Here is a 17,901-nt window from a genome sequence, read left to right on the forward strand (position 1 = left end):
GACGTCGCGTGGACCGGGGACCCTACCGCCGGCTGCACGACGGTCGCGGGCCCGTCCGTGTACGCGGGCTCTGGCGAGCGGTGCGCCGGTGCGGACGGCGCGAAGGCCGGCGGGGCGCCCACCGACCACGCAGCCGTGCCGGTGACCTGCGTGTCCTCACGACGTCCGGCCGGCGTCCCCGGGACGCCGCCGGGGGGCGGCGGCGGGGGCGGCACGGGTGCGTTCGGGGACATGCTCGGCTCCTTGCGGACTCCTCGTCGGACCCGCCCGGCCGTCGCCGGGCGACGCGCGGGCCTCTGTGTCGGCGGGCCCGCAACCGATGAAGCATGGCACGGCGCCGGGCCGCCGGTCGAACCTCGACGGATCCTGGGGGGACCCTGCGGGCGCGCCGTCGCGGCGACGGCGCGCCCCCGGATCAGTCGAAGACGGGGCCCTGGGTCCGCGTCCGCTTGATCTCGAAGAAGCCGGGCGTGCCCGCGACGAGCACGCAGCCGTCCCACAGCCGGCCCGCGGCCTCGCCCTTCGGCGCCGGGGTGACGACGGGGCCGAAGAAGGCGGTGCCGCCGAACGCGACGACCGGGGTGCCGACGTCCTCGCCGACGCGCCCGATGCCCTCCGCGTGCGACGCGCGCAGCTGCTCGTCGTAGGCGTCGCTCGTCGCGGCCTCCGCGAGCGACGCGGGCAGGCCGACCTCCGCGAGCGCCTCGGCGAGGACGGCGTCGTAGTCGTCGCGGCCGCCGGGGTGCAGGCGCGTGCCGATCGCGTCGTACAGCGGCTTGACGACCTCGTCGCCGTGCTCGACCCGCGCCGCCGTGACCACCCGGACCGGTCCCCAGGCCTTGTCCATGAGCTCGCGGTACGTCGCGGGCAGCTCGCGTCCCTCGTTGAGGACGGCCAGGCTCATGACGTGCCAGCGCACGGACACGTCGCGCACCTGCTCCACCTCACCCATCCAGCGGCTCGTCATCCAGGCCCAGGGGCACACGGGGTCGAACCAGAAGTCGGCGACCTGGACGCCGGACCGCGGGGCGGCGGGGTCGTCCAGGGCGGTGGCGGGGGTGGTCGGGTCCGACGTCGCGGCACGGCTCACGGGCTCAGCTCTCCTTCGTGCGGGGTCGCCCGGGCGGACGCGTCGCCGGGCGTGGGTCGTCTTACCCGACACCGAGCGGGCCCCAGGTATTCCCGGGGGTGCGTCCGAGCACGCGTGGGATGATCGTCCCTGGCTCACAGGCCGTGACCGAGCCCCATCGATACCGAGGAGATGCAGTGCCCGGAGAGAACCTCACCCGCGCCGAGGCGAGCGAGCGCGCGGCGATCGTCGACGTCCGCTCCTACGACGTCGCACTGGACCTCACGACGGGTGCGACGACGTTCGCCTCGACGACCGTGGTCCGGTTCACCGCGACGGAGGGCGCGTCGACGTTCGTCGACCTCGTCGCGCCGTCGGTCCGCGAGGTGGTGCTCAACGGACGCTCGCTGGACCCGGCCGAGGTCTTCGCGGACTCGCGGATCGCGCTCGACGGGCTGGCTGCGGAGAACGAGCTGCGCGTCGTCGCGGACTGCGGCTACACGAACACGGGCGAGGGCCTGCACCGCTTCGTCGACCCCGTCGACGGCGAGGTCTACCTCTACACGCAGTTCGAGGTGCCGGACTCCCGCCGCGTGTTCGCGGTGTTCGAGCAGCCCGACCTCAAGGCGACGTTCGCGTTCACCGTCACGGCCCCGGCGGCGTGGCAGGTCGTGAGCAACCAGCCGACGCCGGAGCCGGAGGCGCTCGGCACGGTCGGCGACCCGACCGGCACGGGCGCGGGCGACGTCGAGGTGGCCCGCTGGGTGTTCGAGCCGACGCCGCGCATCTCGTCCTACATCACGGCGCTCGTCGCCGGGCCGTACGTCGTGGAGCGCAGCGAGCTCACGTCCTCGGACGGCCGCACGATCCCCCTCGGCGTCTTCGCGCGGGCCTCGCTCGCCGAGCACCTCGACGCCGACTACGTGTTCGAGAAGACCCGCGAGGGGTTCGCCTTCTTCGAGGAGGCGTTCGAGCACCCGTACCCGTTCGACAAGTACGACCAGCTCTTCGTGCCCGAGTACAACATGGGCGCGATGGAGAACGCGGGCTGCGTCACGTTCACGGAGACGTACGTGTTCCGCTCCAAGGTCACGGACGCGGTCAAGGAGCGTCGCGTCGTGACGATCCTGCACGAGCTCGCCCACATGTGGTTCGGCGACCTCGTGACCATGAAGTGGTGGAACGACCTGTGGCTCAACGAGTCGTTCGCGGAGTACGCGTCCACGCTCGCGACGGCCGAGGCGACCGAGTGGACCGAGGCCTGGACGACGTTCACGGCCATGGAGAAGTCCTGGGCGTACCGCCAGGACCAGCTGCCCTCGACGCACCCGATCGTCGCGACGATCAACGACCTCGAGGACGTCTTCGTCAACTTCGACGGGATCACGTACGCCAAGGGCGCGTCCGTCCTCAAGCAGCTCGTCGCGTGGGTCGGCCAGGAGCAGTTCCTCGCCGGGGTCGCGGCCTACTTCCGCAAGCACGCGTGGGGGAACACGGAGCTGCGCGACCTGCTCGTCGAGCTCGAGACGACGAGCGGGCGGGACCTCACCGACTGGTCGGCGAAGTGGCTCGAGACCGCGGGCGTGAACACGCTGCGCCCGGAGATCGAGCTCGACGCCCACGGCCGGATCGTGTCCTTCGCGGTGCTCCAGTCGGCTGCACCGGAGCACCCGACCCTGCGGCCGCACCGCCTCGGGATCGGCTTCTACGACCTCGACCGCGGCCCGGACGGCGGCGAGACGCTCACGCGCGTGCACCGCGTCGAGGTCGACGTCGACGGTGCGCGCACCGAGGTCCCCGAGCTGCGCGGCGTCGACCGGCCGCAGCTCGTCCTGCTCAACGACGACGACCTGGCCTACGCCAAGATCCGGCTCGACCCGGCCTCGCTCGCCGTCGCGACCGAGCACCTCGCCGACCTCGTCGACCCGCTCGCGCGCTCGCTCGTGTGGGGCTCCGCCTGGGACGCGACGCGCGACGGCGAGGCACCGGCGAGCGACTACGTGCGCCTCGTGCTCGGCAACATCGCGCGCGAGACCGAGTCCACGACGATCCGCACGACCCTCAACCAGCTCGCGCTCGCCGCGAAGACGTACGTCGCGCCCGAGCGGCGCGCGGACACGCTCGTCGAGGTCGGCGACACGCTGTGGTCCCTCGCCCAGGAGGCGGACCCGGGCTCCGACCTGCAGTTCCAGCTCGTGAAGTTCTTCGCGCACCTCGCGTCCACGCCCGCGCACGGCGAGGCGCTGCGGGGCCTGCTCGACGGCTCGGCCGGGCTCGACGGCCTCGAGATCGACACGGACCTGCGGTGGGAGATCCTCGAGGGCCTCGTCCTCCTCGACCTCGCGGACGACGCGGAGATCGAGGAGACGCTCACCGCCGACTCGACGGCGACCGGCCAGCAGTCGGCCGCCCGCGCCCGGGCCACCGTCCCGACGGCGGACGCCAAGCGGGCCGCGTTCGACCGGCTCGTCGCCACCGACGGCGCGCCGAACGCCATCGTCCGGGCGACGACGCAGGGGTTCCAGCACGTCAACGACCCGGAGTCGCTCGCTCCCCTGGTCGGCGCGTACTTCGACGCCCTGCTCCCGCTGTGGGACGAGCGGTCGTACCACATCGCCGAGGCGCTCGTCACAGGCCTGTACCCCGCGCCGCTCGCCACCGCCGCGCTGCGGGACGCGACGCGGGAGTGGCTCGACGCCAACGCGGAGGCGGCCCCCGCGCTGCGCCGCCTCGTCGTCGAGAACCTCGCCGGGGTCGAGCGCGCGCTCGCCGCGCAGGCCGCCGACGCCTGACCCGACCCGCCGAGGTGGTACCGCAGCAGCCGAGGTAGTACCCCGGTCGTGACAGCGGTACTACCTCGGCGGACCGGGGTACTGCCTCGGCGGACCGGGGTACTGCCTCGCCGACCGGGGTGCTACGTCGGCTCGGGCGCGTTCATCGCCTTGGCGAGAGAGCGCAGGCGCGCGTTGTCGAAGAGGTCCTCGAGCAGGACGACGTTCCCCGACGCGTCGCCGAGGGGCACCTTCCAGTTCGGGTACTCGGTGTTCGTGCCCGGCTGGTTCTGCGAGCGCCGCTCCCCGACCGCGTCGGCGAGCGAGACGCCGAGCAGCGCGGCCGGTGTCCGCCGGATCAGGCGGTGCAGCGCCTCGACGAGCTCGCGCTCGGACGGGTCCTCACCCACGAGACCGCGCTCCCTCAGGAACGTGAGCATCGCGTCACGCTCGGCGCGCGCGGCGCGCCGCACGTCCGCGACGGGCTCCGTGAGGACGCCCAGCCGCTCCCGCAGCTCCACGTGCTCGCCCGCGAGGTAGCCCGCCGTCGGGGGCAGGTCGTGCGTCGTGACGGTCGCGAGCGTGAGCGGCCGGTACTCCTCGGGGGGCAGCGGTGCTCCGTCCTCGGTGCGCTCGAACCACAGGACCGACGTGCCGAGGACGCCGCGCTCGGCCAGGTAGTCCCGCACCCACGGCTCGAAGACGCCGAGGTCCTCGCCGATGACGATCGCGCCCGCGCGGTGCGCCTCGAGGCACAGGATGCCGATCAGGGCCTCGTGGTCGTAGCGGACGTACGCCCCGGCGTCGGCCCGCGCTCCGCCCGGGATCCACCAGAGGCGGAACAGGCCGATGACGTGGTCGATGCGGATCGCGCCCGCGTGCCGCAGCACGGTGCGCAGCATGTCGCGGTACGGCGCGTACCCGGCGCGCGCCAGCTCGCGCGGGTGCCACGGCGGCTGAGACCAGTTCTGCCCCTGCTGGTTGTACATGTCCGGGGGCGCACCGACGGACACGCCGGTCGCGAGCACGCCCCGGTTCGCCCAGACGTCGGCACCCTCGGGGTGCACGCCGACCGCGAGGTCGTGCATGATCCCGACCGTCATGCCGGCCTCGCGCGCGGTGCGCTGCGCGACGCGCAGCTGCTCGTCAGCGACCCACTGGAGCCAGCAGTAGAAGTCGACCCGGTCCGCGACGTGCTCGCGGAGCGCGGCGACCGTCGGGCTCGAGGGGTCCGTCGCCCCCGGCGGCCAGTCGCGGTCGCCGTAGTGGTCGACGAGCGCGCACCACGTCGCGAAGTCCTCCAGGCCCCGGCCCTGCTCGGAGCGGAACGCCTCGAACGACGCCTGTCGCGCCGTCGACCGCGGGGCCGCGAACACGACCTCGAGGGCGGCCTTCTTCGCCTCCCACGCGGCGTCCCGGTCGATCGGGCCCGGGTCGGTGCACAGGTCGCGCACCGGGTCGACCGCCCACTCGACGAGGGAGCGGTCCGCGGCGGAGAGGTACGCGGTCTCCCGGATGTCCTCGACGCGCAGGTACAGCGGGTTGACGAACCGCCGGCTCGTGGGCAGGTAGGGCGACGGCGTCATGGGGGTCCGCGGCTCGGCGGCGTGGAGCGGGTTGACGAGCACGAAGTCGGCCCCCGCCTCGCGGGCAGCCAGCCAGGCGAGGTCCGCGAGGTCCGCGAGGTCGCCGACGCCCCACGACGCGCGGGACCGCACCGAGTACAGCTGCGCCATGAAACCCCAGGTGGGACGGTCGGCGACGGCCTCCGGCAGCTCGAGGCGCCGCGGCGTGACGACGAGCGTCGCACGGGCCTGCGTCTCCCCGCTCCGCGCGTGCAGGTCGTGCCACCCGAGCGGGAGGTCCGCCGGGACCTCGAACGTCGCGCGTCCCACGGGGCGCCCGTCGACCGTCCGCGGCTCGACGAAGACGTCGAGCTGGTCCAGCTCCCGCCGCTCGCGCGCGCTGCGCGCGTGCGGCCGTGCCGGACGCTGCTCGGCCTCGAGCTCGACCCACACCTCGACCGGAGCGCCGTCGGTGACGTGCACCGGGACGGTGACGGCCTCGCCCTGCCGGACCACGACCGTGGGCGGGAGCATGTGCCGCCACGCGTCGTCGCGGGAGTGCTCGAGCGACACCGCGACCTTCTCCGGCGACGACGCCGGGACCCCCAGCGCCTCGAGGACCGCGACCAGCGTCGACGCGCGGACCTGTCGCCTCGTGCCGTCGAAGCCCCAGAAGTCGGACGCCACGCCGTGGGCGTCGGCCAGCTGGACCAACGGCTCGGGCAGGTCCGTCTGAGAGGGTTCGCTCACGCACTGCATCCTGCCAGAACGGGGGCATCGGGGCAGGTCCTCGCCCCGGCGCGCCCAGCAGCGACGGGTAGCCTGCCGCCCATGCTCCCCTCCTTCCTGACCGTCCCCGCGGCCGACACGGGCGGCTTCGACGCGAGCAACCCCGACGACTGGCTGACGTGGTTCGTCGGCGTCCCGCTGCGCGTGATCCTCATCGTCGCGATCGGCTCGATCGCGCTCGCTCTCCTGCGCCGGGTGATCCGTCGCGTCACCGACCACATCGCCGACGGCACGGCCACCCTGCGCGGCGCGCGTCTCAAGGGCCTCGGCCAGACCGAGGTCGGCAGCGCGCTGCTGCGCGCGAACCCCCTCGCCAACGCGCGGCGCGCGGCGCGGGCGCGCACGATCGGCTCGGTGCTGCGGTCGGCCGCGAACATCATCATCGGCACGACGGTCGTGCTCATGGTCCTCGCCGAGCTGGGTCTGAACATCGGTCCGTTCCTCGCGTCCGCCGGGATCGCGGGCGTCGCGCTCGGCTTCGGCGCGCAGAGCCTCGTCAAGGACTTCCTGTCCGGGACCTTCATGCTGCTCGAGGACCAGTACGGCGTCGGCGACGTCGTCGACTTCGGCGAGGTGGTCGGCACCGTCGAGGAGGTGGCCCTGCGGGTCACGAAGGTGCGCGCGGGCGACGGGACGCTCTGGTACGTCCGGAACGGCGAGATCCTGCGGACGGGGAACCTCACCCAGGAGTGGGGCCGCGCCGTGGTCGAGGTCCGGGTCGCGTACTGGGCCGACGTCGCCCAGGTGCGCTCGGTGCTCCTCCAGGCCGCCGAGGGCGTGCGTGCGGACCCGGTGCTCGGCGCCTCCGTCACGGAGGCCCCCGAGGTGCTCGGCATCGAGGAGCTCACGGCCGAGGCGATGCTGCTCAAGGTGCAGATGAAGACCCAGGCCGCGATGCAGTGGGAGGTGGGCCGTGCGCTGCGCGCCGCGGTCCGCGACGCCCTCGACGACGCGCAGATCCCGCTCGCGGGTGCGCAGCAGGTGGTCGTCCTCGACCACTCCCCCGCGGAGCGGGACGACGACGGCGCCCGTCCCGCGGGACGGGCGGCCGCACGGGGCGCCGCCGCGGCCGCCGCGGCCGCCCCGCGTCCCGGCGCGGGCGGCCCGGCCTGACGTCAGCGCAGGCCGTCGAGCTCCGCCGCGAGGTTGTCGGCCTCGGGGCCGACGATGACCTGCACGACGCGGCCCGAGCGGACCACGCCGAACGCGCCCGTGGCCTTGAGCCGCGCCTCGTCGACCAGCTCCGGGTCCGTGACCTCGACGCGCAGGCGCGTGATGCAGGGCTCCAGGTCCACGACGTTCCCCTGGCCCCCGAGGGCGTCGAGGATCTGCTGGGCCTTCTGGTCCGAGGGGGTGCTCATCGAAGTCGTCTCCTGAGGCGAGTGCGGGAGGGCCCCGGACCGCGGATCCGGGGTGTCGGGGTGCCGTGCACCCTGGGGACAGCCTAGTCTCCTGGCACGGTTGTCACCGGATCGACGCCACGGTGAAACGAGGGCGCAACGCGCGTGTGCTCCCGTGACGCGGAGGCGGACAGGAGCGAGGTCGTGGGATCCCAGGACGAGGCGCGGCAGGTCATCACCGGCATCGGTGTGTGCGCCGGGACGGTCGTCGGACCGGTCGTGCTCATGCCGGAGCCCGTCGCCGAGCCGGCGGCGGGACTGCGTCTGCCGCCCCGCGCGGACCACGAGGCGCAGGCGCGCCGCGTGGACGACGCGGCGCGGCAGGTCGTCGCCGACCTCGAGCGCGCCGCCGCGGCGGCGCACGGCGAGAGCCACGACGTCCTCGAGGCGACCGCGGCGATGGCGGCCGACCCGACGCTCGCGGCGGACGCGCGCCGCCGCGTCCTCGACGACCACCTCGTCCCGGAGCGCGCCGTCTGGGAGGCGGCCGACGACGTCGCGCGCCGTCTCGTCGAGCTCGGCGGGTACTTCGCGGAGCGGGCGCGCGACGTGGCGGACGTCCGGGACCGGCTGGTCGCCGCGCTCACGGGCCGACCCGCGCCCGGCGTGCCGGAGCACGCCGAGCCGTTCGTGCTCGTCGCCCCCGACCTCGCGCCGTCGGCCACCGCGGCGCTCGACCCCGCGCGCGTCCTCGCGATCGTCACCGACGGAGCCGGTCCGACGTCCCACACGGCCATCGTCGCCAACGCCAAGGGCATCCCGGCGGTCGTCGCGGCCGTCGGGGCGAGCGCCGCGCTCGCGCCCGACGACCTCGTCCTCGTGGACGGCTCGGCGGGGACCGTCGTCGTGCACCCGTCGCCCGAGCAGGTCGAGGCGGCGCGCGCCCGCGGGCAGCAGGCGCGCACGTTCGACGGCACGGGCCGCACGCGCGACGGGCACCGCGTCCAGCTCCTCGCGAACGTCGGCGACCCGGCCGGCGCCGCGCCGGCCGCCGCGGCCGGGGCCGAGGGCGTCGGCCTCTTCCGCTCCGAGTTCTGCTTCCTGGACCGTGACGAGCCGCCCTCGGTCGCGGAGCAGGTCGAGGCCTACCGCGCCGTCCTGCGCGAGTTCCCCGGGCGCAAGGTCGTGGTCCGCACGCTCGACTCGGGCGCCGACAAGCCCCTGCACTTCCTCACCGTCGCCGACGAGCAGAACCCCGCGCTCGGGGTCCGCGGGCTGCGCACCGCGGCGCGCTGGCCCGACCTGCTCGAGCAGCAGCTCGACGCGATCGCGCAGGCCGCCGCCGCGGAGGAGGCCGAGGTCTGGGTCATGGCGCCGATGGTGTCGACCGTCGGCGAGACGGAGTGGTTCGTCGAGCGGTGCCACGCGCACGGGCTGGACGTGGCCGGGGTGATGGTCGAGGTGCCGAGCGCCGCCCTGCTCGCCGGCCCTATCCTCGCCCGCGCCGCGTTCGCGTCGATCGGCACGAACGACCTCACGCAGTACACGATGGCCGCCGACCGGCTCCTCGGGTCGCTCGCCGAGCTGTCGGACCCCTGGCAGCCGGCGGTGCTGCGCCTCGTCGCGGCGACGTGCGAGGGCGGTGCGCAGCAGGCCCGCCCCGTCGGCGTGTGCGGGGAGGCCGCGTCGCACCCCGTGCTCGCGGTCGTGCTCGTCGGGCTCGGCGTGTCGTCCCTGTCGATGACGGCGCGCGCGATCCCCGACGTCGCGGCGCTCCTGCGCGAGGTCGACCTCGGCGAGTGCCGCCGTCTGGCTCGGCTCGCCCTCGACGCCGAGAGCGCCGCCGCCGCGCGCGCGGTCGTCCGGGAGAACCTCCCGCAGCTCGTCGGGCTCGGCCTGTGATCCTGGCCGCACGCCACCCGGCGGGAGCGGCCGCACGCGCGCCCGGTGCGAGGATGGGGGCGTGACCACGGAGCCCACCCCCCGCACGACGCTGCCGGTCGCCGGACTGACGAACGGTGCCGCGCCCGCCGCCCCGGCGTCCTCCCCGACCCGACCGAGCCGGTCGTTCTACGACGAGGTCGGCGGCCACGAGACGTTCGTCCGGCTCGTCGACGCGTTCTACGAGGGCGTGGCGACCGACCCGGTGCTGCGCCCCATGTACCCCGAGGAGGACCTCGGTCCCGCCCGCTGGCGCCTCACCGCGTTCCTCGAGCAGTACTGGGGCGGGCCCACGACCTACAGCGAGCAGCGCGGGCACCCGCGCCTGCGGATGCGCCACGGCGGCTTCAAGGTCAACCCCGACGCGCGCGACCGCTGGCTAACGCACATGCGCGCCGCCGTCGGCACGCTCGGGCTCGCGCCGATCCACGAGGCCACGCTGTGGGACTATCTGGAGCGCGCCGCGCACTCGCTCCTCAACACCTTCGACGACTGAGCCGCCAGTTCGCACACGGCCGCGCACGCCGCCCACGCCACCGACGCCGAGCCGAGGAGACCGACCCGTGACCTCCGAGCACCCCGAGACCGACTCCGCGCCGTCGCCCGGCCCGACGTCGGACGCCGCCCCGGCCGCGCAGGTCCCCAACCCGCTGGGCCACCTCCTCGAGGTGCTGCAGCTCGAGCGCGTCGGGGACGGCGACGGGTCCGCGGCCGACCCGGAGCACTTCCGCGGCGTCAGCGTCCACCAGCCGACGGGACGCGTGTACGGGGGCCAGGTGCTCGCGCAGGCGGTCCTCGCCGCGGGCCGTACCGTCCCGGAGGGACGCCTGCCCCACTCCCTGCACGGGTACTTCCTGCGACCCGGAGACCTCTCCGTGCCGATCGACCTCGCCGTCGAGCGGCTGCGCGACGGCCGGTCGTTCAGCGCGCGCCGCACGCACGCGATCCAGCACGGCAAGCCGATCCTGTCGATGATCGCGTCGTTCCAGGAGGAGCAGGGCGGGATCGAGCACTCGTCGCCCGTCCCCGACGCGCCCGACCCGGAGACCGTGCCGTCCGCGCTCGACGTGCTCGGCGGGATCGACCACCCCATCGCCCGCTTCTGGTCCCACCACTCGGCGTTCGAGCTGCGCCACGTCGGCGGCTCGCTCTACCTCGGCCCCGACGGCGAGCCCAAGGACCACCAGATGGTGTGGATGCGCGCGCGGGGCGACGTGGGCGACGACCAGCTCCTGCACCGCGCGCTCATGGCCTACGCGTGCGACCAGGTGATGCTCGAGCCGATCCTGCGCGAGGCGGGCATCGCGTGGGTCACGCCGGGGATCTCGATCGCGAGCCTCGACCACGCCATGTGGTGGCACCGCGACGTGCGCGTCGACGAGTGGCTGCTGTACGTGCAGTCCGCGTCGAGCGCGCAGGGCGGGCGCGGCCTCGGCGCCGCCCGCGTGTTCGCCCAGGACGGGACGCTCGTCGCGTCCATCGCGCAGGAGGGCATGGTCCGCCTCCCGGCGCTGTGAGCACCGGGAGGCGGACCGTTCGGCGTCCTCAGCGGGGCGTCAGCCGCACGTGACCGACGTGTCGGCCGGCGGGGCGCCGGTGCCGATGAACCCGAACGACGTGCTCGCGCCGGCCGCGAGCGTGCCGTTCCAGCCGACGTTCGACGCGGTGAGCACTCCCCCGCTCACGCTCGTCGTCGCGTTCCAGGCCTGCGACAGCCCGCCCGGCGCGAGGTCGAGCGCGACCGTCCACCCGGCGACGCCGGAGGAACCGGCGGTCACCGTGACCTCGCCCTGGTAGCCGCCGCCCCACGACCCGCGGGTCGCGTAGGCCGCCGTGCAGGCACCGGGCTCCGGCCCGCCGTCGTCCTCGGCCGTGGTCGCCTCGACAGCGAGCGACACGGGCGAGATGTTGCCCGCCGCGTCGCGCGCCCGGACGGCGTAGCGGTACGTCGTCTCCGGCGCGAGGTCCTCGTCGGTGTACGTCGTGCCCGACGCGGTCCCGACCCGCACGCCGTCCCGCAGGACGTCGTAGCCCACGACCCGCACGTCGTCGGTCGAGGCCGTCCACGACAGCGCCGCGGTCGACGACGTCGTCCCCGTCACCGCGAGGCCGGTCGGGGTGGTCGGTGCCTCCGTGTCGTCCGGCGGGACGTCCTCGCCGAACAGCCGGTCGTAGTCCGCGAGCGCCGTCGCGACCGCCGTCTGCGCCCAGAACCGGTGGTACCGGAACTGGGGCGCGGGACCGCCGTCGAGGTGCGCCTGGACCTTGTCCCAGTCCGGGTCGTCGAGGTAGAACGACCGCAGGTCGAGGAACGAGACGCCCGGCTCGATCACGTCGCCGTTCGGCATCGTGCCGGACCAGCCCGCGGGGACGTACGTGCCGTTGCCCGTGGTGGAGGTCAGGACGTCGTCGAAGCGCCCGTAGTCGCCGCGCGTCTCGTCCGTCGCGACGCCCACCGGGTCGCTGTTCTGCTCCCAGATGGCGTCGAGCAGGTCGCGCGCCGTCTCCTGGGCGACGGTGTCGCCCGACGCGGCCGCGTAGTACATGAGCGTGCGGGCGAGCGCGCCGGCCACGCCGACGTCCTGGCCGTAGCTCTTGACGCTCACGGACAGACCGGAGTTGTCACCGGGGTTCGCGGGGTCCCACGTGTCGGGCTTGCCGGTCCACGTGAGCTCGGACGGGATCTGCCACGAGTCCTCGGTGACCGTGATGTTGTCCACGACCCACGGCACCCAGCCGTCGAGGATGTCCTCGGCCCGCTCGTCGCCGGTCTCGTGGTAGAGCTGCGCGATGCGCTCCATGCCCCATCCCTGCATGCCCATCCACTGGTTCGACGGCGGGTCGTGGTAGACGGGTGCCTCGGTGTAGGCCATGCCGTAGAACGTGGGCGTCCCGGCGGGCCGGGCCGCGTACGCGCCGTCCCACGAGTTGGTCCCGCCGCCCGCGATGCCGCCCTCGGGCGCCTGGAGCCACTGGAACAGCTCGACCTGGCGGTCGAGGCTCTTGCTCCAGTCGTCCGCGGCCGTCGGTGAGGACGGCTCGAGCGCGGGGTCGTTCGCGAGCGCCCACGCCGCCATGGGGTTCTGGTACCCGAAGTGCGCGTGGCTCGAGCCGATGCGCCACGCCCACGGGCTCGCCGTGTCGAGCGCGCCGCCCCACGCGTAGTACCAGGACAGGAGGTAGTGGGCGCTGTCCTTGCCCGTGCCGGCGGCGCACGACGTCGACGCGCAGCCCGGGGTCTTGAAGTACTTGTCGAACAGCGCGTAGCGCAGGTAGTCGCCCATCTTCGAGGCCTTGCCGACGGTCTCGGCGACGGCCTCCGGCTGGCCCTGCTCGGTCGCGAACTTGTTCGCCCAGTACGCGGCCTCGACGGCGCGCGCGTCGGCGTCCGGCGCGTTCGTGTACTTCCACTGCTTCGCGTACGACGCGTCACCGGTGAACAGGTCGAGGTAGCCGTTCTCGCCGCCGAAGCTGAAGTCGTCGATGGACGGCTGCGGGACGGTCTCCCAGACCGACTCCTGCGGGCCGCGCTGGAACGTGTTGATGTACGACGTGCCCTCGTGGTCGGGACCGAGGAGCGTCGACGAGCCGGGGGCTGCGCCGAAGCCGTACACGTTGTCGACGTCGGCGAGCCAGTGCATGCCGTAGATCTCGGACGTCCCGTAGGTCTGGCGCAGCTCGGCGCCGATGGGGTCCCTGCCGACCGTGACGCCGGTCGACAGCTGTGACGGGTAGCCGCTCGGGTGGTTGTGCTCGGCCGCGTAGGTCGCGGGGCTGTTCGGGTTGTACGCCGCGTTGGTCGGCTGGTTCTCCGTCGTGGGGATCATGTACTGCTCGAGCGTGTCCCACGCGTGGTTGAACGGCTCCCAGTCCCCGGTGACCTGCCCGTAGGACGTCTCGAGCCACAGCCAGAACGAGTACGCCTCCGACGTCGTCTCGTGACCGTAGTCGGGCGCCTCGACCATGAGGGTCTCGACCGCGTGGTACGGGATGCCCTGCGGGGAGAAGTAGCCGTTCGCCGGGTCGTGGATCTTGGCGTAGAGCTCGAGGAAGCGCTGCGTGTGCTCGCCGTCGACGGCGAGCGTGACGGCCGCCTCCGCGGCGGGGGCGGTCGGCTCGGCGCTCGCCGGCTGGGCCGCGGCGAACGCGACGAGCGTCGCGCAGGCCGTGAGCGCGGCCGCAGCCGCGCGACCGCGGCGGCCCTGCCGGATCTCACCGCGCGCCGTGGCCCGCAGGGCTCTCGTCGTCGGTCCGTGCGGTGATGGTGGCGGCGCGGCGCGCCAGGCGGTCCGTGACATCGTGCTCCCTCTCGTCGTCGAGCCCCGTCGCACCGGGTCCGGGCCCGCCCTCGTCGGCGGGCCCGCCGCGGCGGGTGGGCTCGACTGTCGTCACGGGCGCCGCGCGGTCACAACGGCCGAAACGTTTCGGGGACCCGCAGGCGTGACAGCGTCGGCAGGTGCGCCCGGGCACGGCGACGCGCGAGCCCGGCGCCCGCCCGGCGCAGCAGCTCGCCGGCGTCGGGAGCGGTGGTCACGGCGCCGACGTGCTCGACGACGACGCCCGCCCCGAGCGTCGCGCCCACCCGGGCGGCGGTCCGCACCGCGTCGTCGCCGCTCGCGCCGTCCAGGAGCACGACGTAGTCGTCCGGGGCGAGCCGGCACACCGACCCCGCGTCGCCGACGGCGCCGCGCAGGCGATGGAGCGCGGGCACCGTCGGGGCCGTCGCGAAGCCGACCGCGAGCACGTGCGCGTCGTAGCCGGCGACGTGGCGCGCGCGGTCGACCGACTGCGCGAGACGGTCCACGAAGAGCTCCCGGTGCAGGACGCCGGAGTCGGGGTCGACGAGCACGCGCTCGCGCAGCTCGCTGCGGTACCGCTCGACGTCGGACAGGACCGCGAGCGCGCCGACCATGCGCGCGGGGCGTCCACCCGCGTCGTGCACCGTCACGGCGCGGCAGCGCACCCGGACGTGCTCGCCGTCGGCGCAGCGCAGCCGGTGCTCGACGTCGAGGGGTTCGGTCGTGCCCGCCAGCTGCGCGGCCAGCGCCGCGTGGACGGCCTGCACGTCCGCCGGGTGCACGCGCCCGAGCCACTCGTCGGGGTCGTCCCGCAGGTCCTGGGTCTCGCAGCCCACGATCTGCGCCCAGGCCGGGGAGTACTGCACGGTCCCGGCCTCGACGTCCCACTCCCAGGTCCCGTCGTGGGACGCGATGGAGACGAGGGCGGCGCGCTCGGCGCCCGCCTCGACCTCGAGCGCGAGCTCCCGCACGCGCTCGGCCGCGTCGGCGAGGGCGCGCTGCTGGTCCTGGAGCGAGCTGAGCAGCGCCTCCTGGTCGAGCGCGACGGCGAGCATCGCGGCCCAGTGGTTGTAGCGCTCCCGCGTGCTGGTCGACCGCGTGTCGAGCAGACCGCCCACGACGAGGAAGCCCCAGTCGGACCGCCCGAACGCGACCGGCGCGACGACCGTCATCGACCGGGGGTCGAGGAGCTCGCGCGGCGGGAACTCCGCGGTCGGGAACGTGGCGCCCGCGAGGCGCTCCACGGCGGTCCCGCCGCCGCGCACCCCCACGATCCGCAGGACCCGCCGCGAGCTGCCGTCGTCGGCGTCGTCCCACAGGGCGAGGGCCGCGGTGCCGCCGACACCGCGGGGCAGCCAGTCGAGCCGGCGCAGCGCCTCCCCGTCGCCCCGGAGCAGACCCAGGTCGACCTCGTAGAGGTCCACGAGGTCCTGCTCGAGCCGGCCCGTCCGGGCGAGGGCGCCGTGGGCGCACCCGCGCGCGAGCGCGACCACGACCTCCGTCGCCGTCGCGCGCAGCGCCTCCGCCCGGGCGGTCGCGGAGAGCGGCGGCCGGTCGCGGTGGCCGCTGCGCGCGAGCACCGTCCGGCCGAGCTGGGTCGCGGCGGCGCTCGCCCGGCGCCGACGCACCTCGCGCACGAGGTCCGCGACCTCCGCCTCGAGCGCCGGCACGAGCTGCTCGAGCGCCTCCTGCGACGGGCGCAGCGCGGCGGTGCGGTCGGCGAAGGAGCGCAGCGCCGACGCCGGGGGCACCGCGCCCCCCTCGGCCGCCGCACGCAGCATGTGCCGCAGCACGAGGAGCCAGGCGTCGAGCGGCGACGTGCGCCGCGCCCCGTCCCCCGGCCGGGGACGGCGTCGGGCCCCGCGCACGTCGCCGCGCTCGGCGACGTGCGCGAACACGACGCGGGCGACGTCGTCGAGCGGGCGGACCCCGTGCTGCTCGGCGGGCACGGGGGGCGCGGGAACCGACGGCAGCCCGGCCGCCGCCTCACGGGCCGCGTCGGAGCGCGCGCCCGTCCGGATGAGCTCGCCCTGGGTCCCCTCGAGGCACCCGCACGACTCGCGACGGATGAGCGCCGCGCGGCCCAGGCGGTTCTCCCGGACCACGCTCTCGCCCCGCACGCGGGCGACGAGCAGCTCCGCGACCCGCTCACCCACCTGGTCGTGCAGGGGGTCCACCGTCGAGAGGCGTGGACGCGAGCGCGCGCCGGCGTCGGCGTGGTCGAACCCGACGACGGCCTGTGCCGCGGGCAGGTCCAGGCCGCCCGCCTGCAGCCCGCGCATGAAGCCGATCGCGTTGCGGTCCGTCGCCGCGAGGGTCGCCGTGGTCGGGAGGCCGCGCGCGGCGAGGCGGCGCGCGACGGCCTCGGCGCTCGCCTCCTGGTTGTCGCGCGTCCGGTAGACCCAGGACGGCGAGAACGGCAGGTCGTGCGCGTCGAGGGCCGCGCGGTAGGCGTCGAACCGCTCGAGCGTGTCCCGCTGCTCGGTGTTGCCGAGGAAGCCGATCCTGCGGTGACCGTGGCCGGCCAGGTGGTCGACCGCCGCACGGACGCCGCCCGCGTTGTCGGGGGCGACGGTCGGCGCGCGCAGGCCCTCCGCGCGCACGCCGAGGAGCACGAGCGGGACGCCCGAGGCGTCGAGCTCGCGGAGCTCGGCGTCGGCGAGCGCCGTCGTCATGACCACGAAGCCGTCGAAGGAGGACCGCCCGAGGACCGGTCTGCGGCCGGGCGGCCCGGGGAACTCGTCGCGGTCGAGGTCCGCCGGGTAGGTCTGCAGCGCGACCACGCGATGTCCGTGCGAGCGCAGCACCCTCGCGATCCCGGCCAGCGACCGTCCGAAGTAGAAGCCCCCCACCACCGGGCACAGCACACCGAACGTGAGCTGGTCCCCTGCCGGCCTCGGTCGCCTCGTCGCGTCCGTCGACATGTCCCCCACCGTCCTCGTCGTCGAGTCCTGATATGCATCATGCACCCAAACCGGGCACAGTGTGGGAGCGTGACCACAAATCTCCCGCCGGGGCCCCCGTCCGCCGGCCCCCCGACGCCCGGTGAGCGGCGCATCACGATCACGGACGTCGCGCGCGCGGCGGGCGTCTCGATCGCCGTCGTGTCGTACGCGCTCAACGACCGCCCGGGGGTCTCCGAGCGCACGCGGCGGCACGTCCTGCGGACCGCCGCCGACCTGGGCTGGCGGCCCAGCGCCGCCGCGCGCTCGCTGCGGGCGCGCGCCCGCAGCGTCAGCCTGCAGGTGGTCCACGGCCCGGAGGGCGCACCCGGACCGGCCCGGGCCGTCGCGCTCGCCGCCGGGATGCGGCCGGCGCTCGCGGAGCACGACCTCGCGCTCAGCGTGGAGGTCGTCTCCGACCGCGAGGACGGTGGCCGCGACATCGAGACGGGCTGGTCGGAGCGGCGGCACGCGGCCTTCGTCGTCACCGGCGTGCACGAGCGCGACCCGCGACGCCGCGTCGCGCGGGACGGCACGATCCCGCTCGTCGAGGTCGCGGACGGCGGAGGGCCCGGCGACCGCCCCGGGGTGCCGCCGGGGAGCGGGCCCGACGCCCCGGTGTGGTTCGGGGGCGACGCCGACGAGCGCGCGGCGCGCTACCTCGTGGCGCTCGGGCACCGCCGCGTCGCCCTCCTCGTGTCCGACGCCCACGACGACGTGGCGCGCGCGCTGCACGACGCGCTGAGCGTGGCGGGCGGGCCCGAGACGCGGGTGGAGGTCGTGGAGTGCCGCACGTGGGAGGAGACGCGGGCGGCCGCCACGCGCCTGCTCGCGCACGCGTCCCGGCCGACCGCGGTCCTCACCGACGGTGACGTCAGCGCGCTGGCCGTGCTCGAGGCGGCCCGGCGTCGTGGGCTCGAGGTGCCGTGGGACCTGTCCGTCCTGTCCGGGGAGGACTCGGCGACGTGCCGGCTCGTCGCCCCGGCGCTCACCGCGGTCCATCGCCCGTTCGTCCCGCTCGGCGCCCACGTCGCCGAGACGCTCGTGCGCCGGTTCGGCCTCGGACGCACCGTCGTCCGGCCCGACGGCGCCGAGGCCGGGGAGCGGTTCGGCCCGCCCCCGGCGGCCAAGCTCGTCCTGCGCGGGACGACCGCGCCACCCCGGAACGCCTAAACGTTTCGCACGG

Annotated in this window: 11 protein-coding genes; 6 read left to right on the forward strand and 5 right to left on the reverse strand. The window is 75.1% G+C overall.

Annotation, left to right across the window (positions count from 1 at the left end):
- Positions 1-415 precede the first annotated feature (415 nt).
- Positions 416-1,045, reverse strand: coding sequence for a mycothiol-dependent nitroreductase Rv2466c family protein (locus tag ACWPWV_RS18225; protein WP_454044597.1), 630 nt, complete (start codon positions 1,043-1,045; stop codon positions 416-418).
- 221 nt (positions 1,046-1,266) lie between these two features.
- On the opposite strand from ACWPWV_RS18225, the gene pepN reads away from it, so the two are divergent.
- Positions 1,267-3,861, forward strand: a complete 2,595-nt coding sequence (gene pepN / locus ACWPWV_RS18230; protein ID WP_454044303.1) for an aminopeptidase N — start codon at positions 1,267-1,269, stop codon at positions 3,859-3,861.
- A gap of 122 nt (positions 3,862-3,983) precedes the next feature.
- Here pepN and malQ read toward each other — a convergent pair whose 3' ends face one another.
- Positions 3,984-6,164, reverse strand: coding sequence for a 4-alpha-glucanotransferase (malQ, locus tag ACWPWV_RS18235; RefSeq protein WP_454044304.1), 2,181 nt, complete (start codon positions 6,162-6,164; stop codon positions 3,984-3,986).
- A gap of 72 nt (positions 6,165-6,236) precedes the next feature.
- Between malQ and ACWPWV_RS18240 the strand changes: the two genes are divergently transcribed.
- Positions 6,237-7,307, forward strand: coding sequence for a mechanosensitive ion channel family protein (locus ACWPWV_RS18240; protein ID WP_454044305.1), 1,071 nt, complete (start codon positions 6,237-6,239; stop codon positions 7,305-7,307).
- A 2-nt stretch (positions 7,308-7,309) separates the two neighbouring features.
- Here the strand turns inward: ACWPWV_RS18240 and ACWPWV_RS18245 are convergent, their stop codons facing one another.
- Positions 7,310-7,765, reverse strand: a complete 456-nt coding sequence (locus ACWPWV_RS18245) for a glucose PTS transporter subunit EIIB (RefSeq protein WP_454044598.1) — start codon at positions 7,763-7,765, stop codon at positions 7,310-7,312.
- Here ACWPWV_RS18245 and ptsP point away from each other — a divergent pair.
- From ptsP to ACWPWV_RS18260, 3 genes are all read left to right on the forward strand, one after another.
- On the forward strand, positions 7,739-9,436 hold the full coding sequence (gene ptsP / locus ACWPWV_RS18250; protein ID WP_454044306.1) for a phosphoenolpyruvate--protein phosphotransferase: 1,698 nt from the start codon (positions 7,739-7,741) through the stop codon (positions 9,434-9,436). The genes ACWPWV_RS18245 and ptsP overlap by 27 nt on opposite strands.
- A 106-nt stretch (positions 9,437-9,542) precedes the next feature.
- A complete protein-coding gene (locus ACWPWV_RS18255; protein ID WP_454044599.1) occupies positions 9,543-9,971 on the forward strand; it encodes a globin in 429 nt (142 codons plus the stop codon).
- A 67-nt stretch (positions 9,972-10,038) separates the two neighbouring features.
- Positions 10,039-10,992, forward strand: coding sequence for an acyl-CoA thioesterase (locus tag ACWPWV_RS18260; RefSeq protein ID WP_454044307.1), 954 nt, complete (start codon positions 10,039-10,041; stop codon positions 10,990-10,992).
- 39 nt (positions 10,993-11,031) lie between these two features.
- On the opposite strand, the gene ACWPWV_RS18265 is transcribed toward ACWPWV_RS18260, so the two are convergent.
- Complete coding sequence (locus ACWPWV_RS18265; RefSeq protein WP_454044308.1) at positions 11,032-13,773, reverse strand: glycoside hydrolase family 48 protein; 2,742 nt, start codon at positions 13,771-13,773, stop codon at positions 11,032-11,034.
- Between the two features lie 107 nt (positions 13,774-13,880).
- Positions 13,881-16,697 carry a substrate-binding domain-containing protein gene (locus ACWPWV_RS18270; protein WP_454044309.1) on the reverse strand — a complete coding sequence of 939 codons (2,817 nt, stop codon included), beginning with the start codon at positions 16,695-16,697 and terminating at the stop codon, positions 13,881-13,883.
- 69 nt (positions 16,698-16,766) lie between these two features.
- Between ACWPWV_RS18270 and ACWPWV_RS18275 the strand changes: the two genes are divergently transcribed.
- Positions 16,767-17,888, forward strand: coding sequence for a LacI family DNA-binding transcriptional regulator (locus ACWPWV_RS18275; protein WP_454044310.1), 1,122 nt, complete (start codon positions 16,767-16,769; stop codon positions 17,886-17,888).
- Positions 17,889-17,901: the final 13 nt, after the last annotated feature.

This window comes from Cellulosimicrobium sp. Marseille-Q8652, from assembly GCF_965112045.1.

Bases quoted from the DNA above. Each gene is read 5' to 3' on its own strand.
- ACWPWV_RS18270 (WP_454044309.1), bottom strand. From the start codon at position 16,697: ATGTCGACGGACGCGACGAGGCGACCGAGGCCGGCAGGGGACCAGCTC.
- malQ (WP_454044304.1), bottom strand. From the start codon at position 6,164: ATGCAGTGCGTGAGCGAACCCTCTCAGACGGACCTGCCCGAGCCGTTG.
- ACWPWV_RS18265 (WP_454044308.1), bottom strand. From the start codon at position 13,773: ATGTCACGGACCGCCTGGCGCGCCGCGCCGCCACCATCACCGCACGGA.
- ACWPWV_RS18240 (WP_454044305.1), top strand. From the start codon at position 6,237: ATGCTCCCCTCCTTCCTGACCGTCCCCGCGGCCGACACGGGCGGCTTC.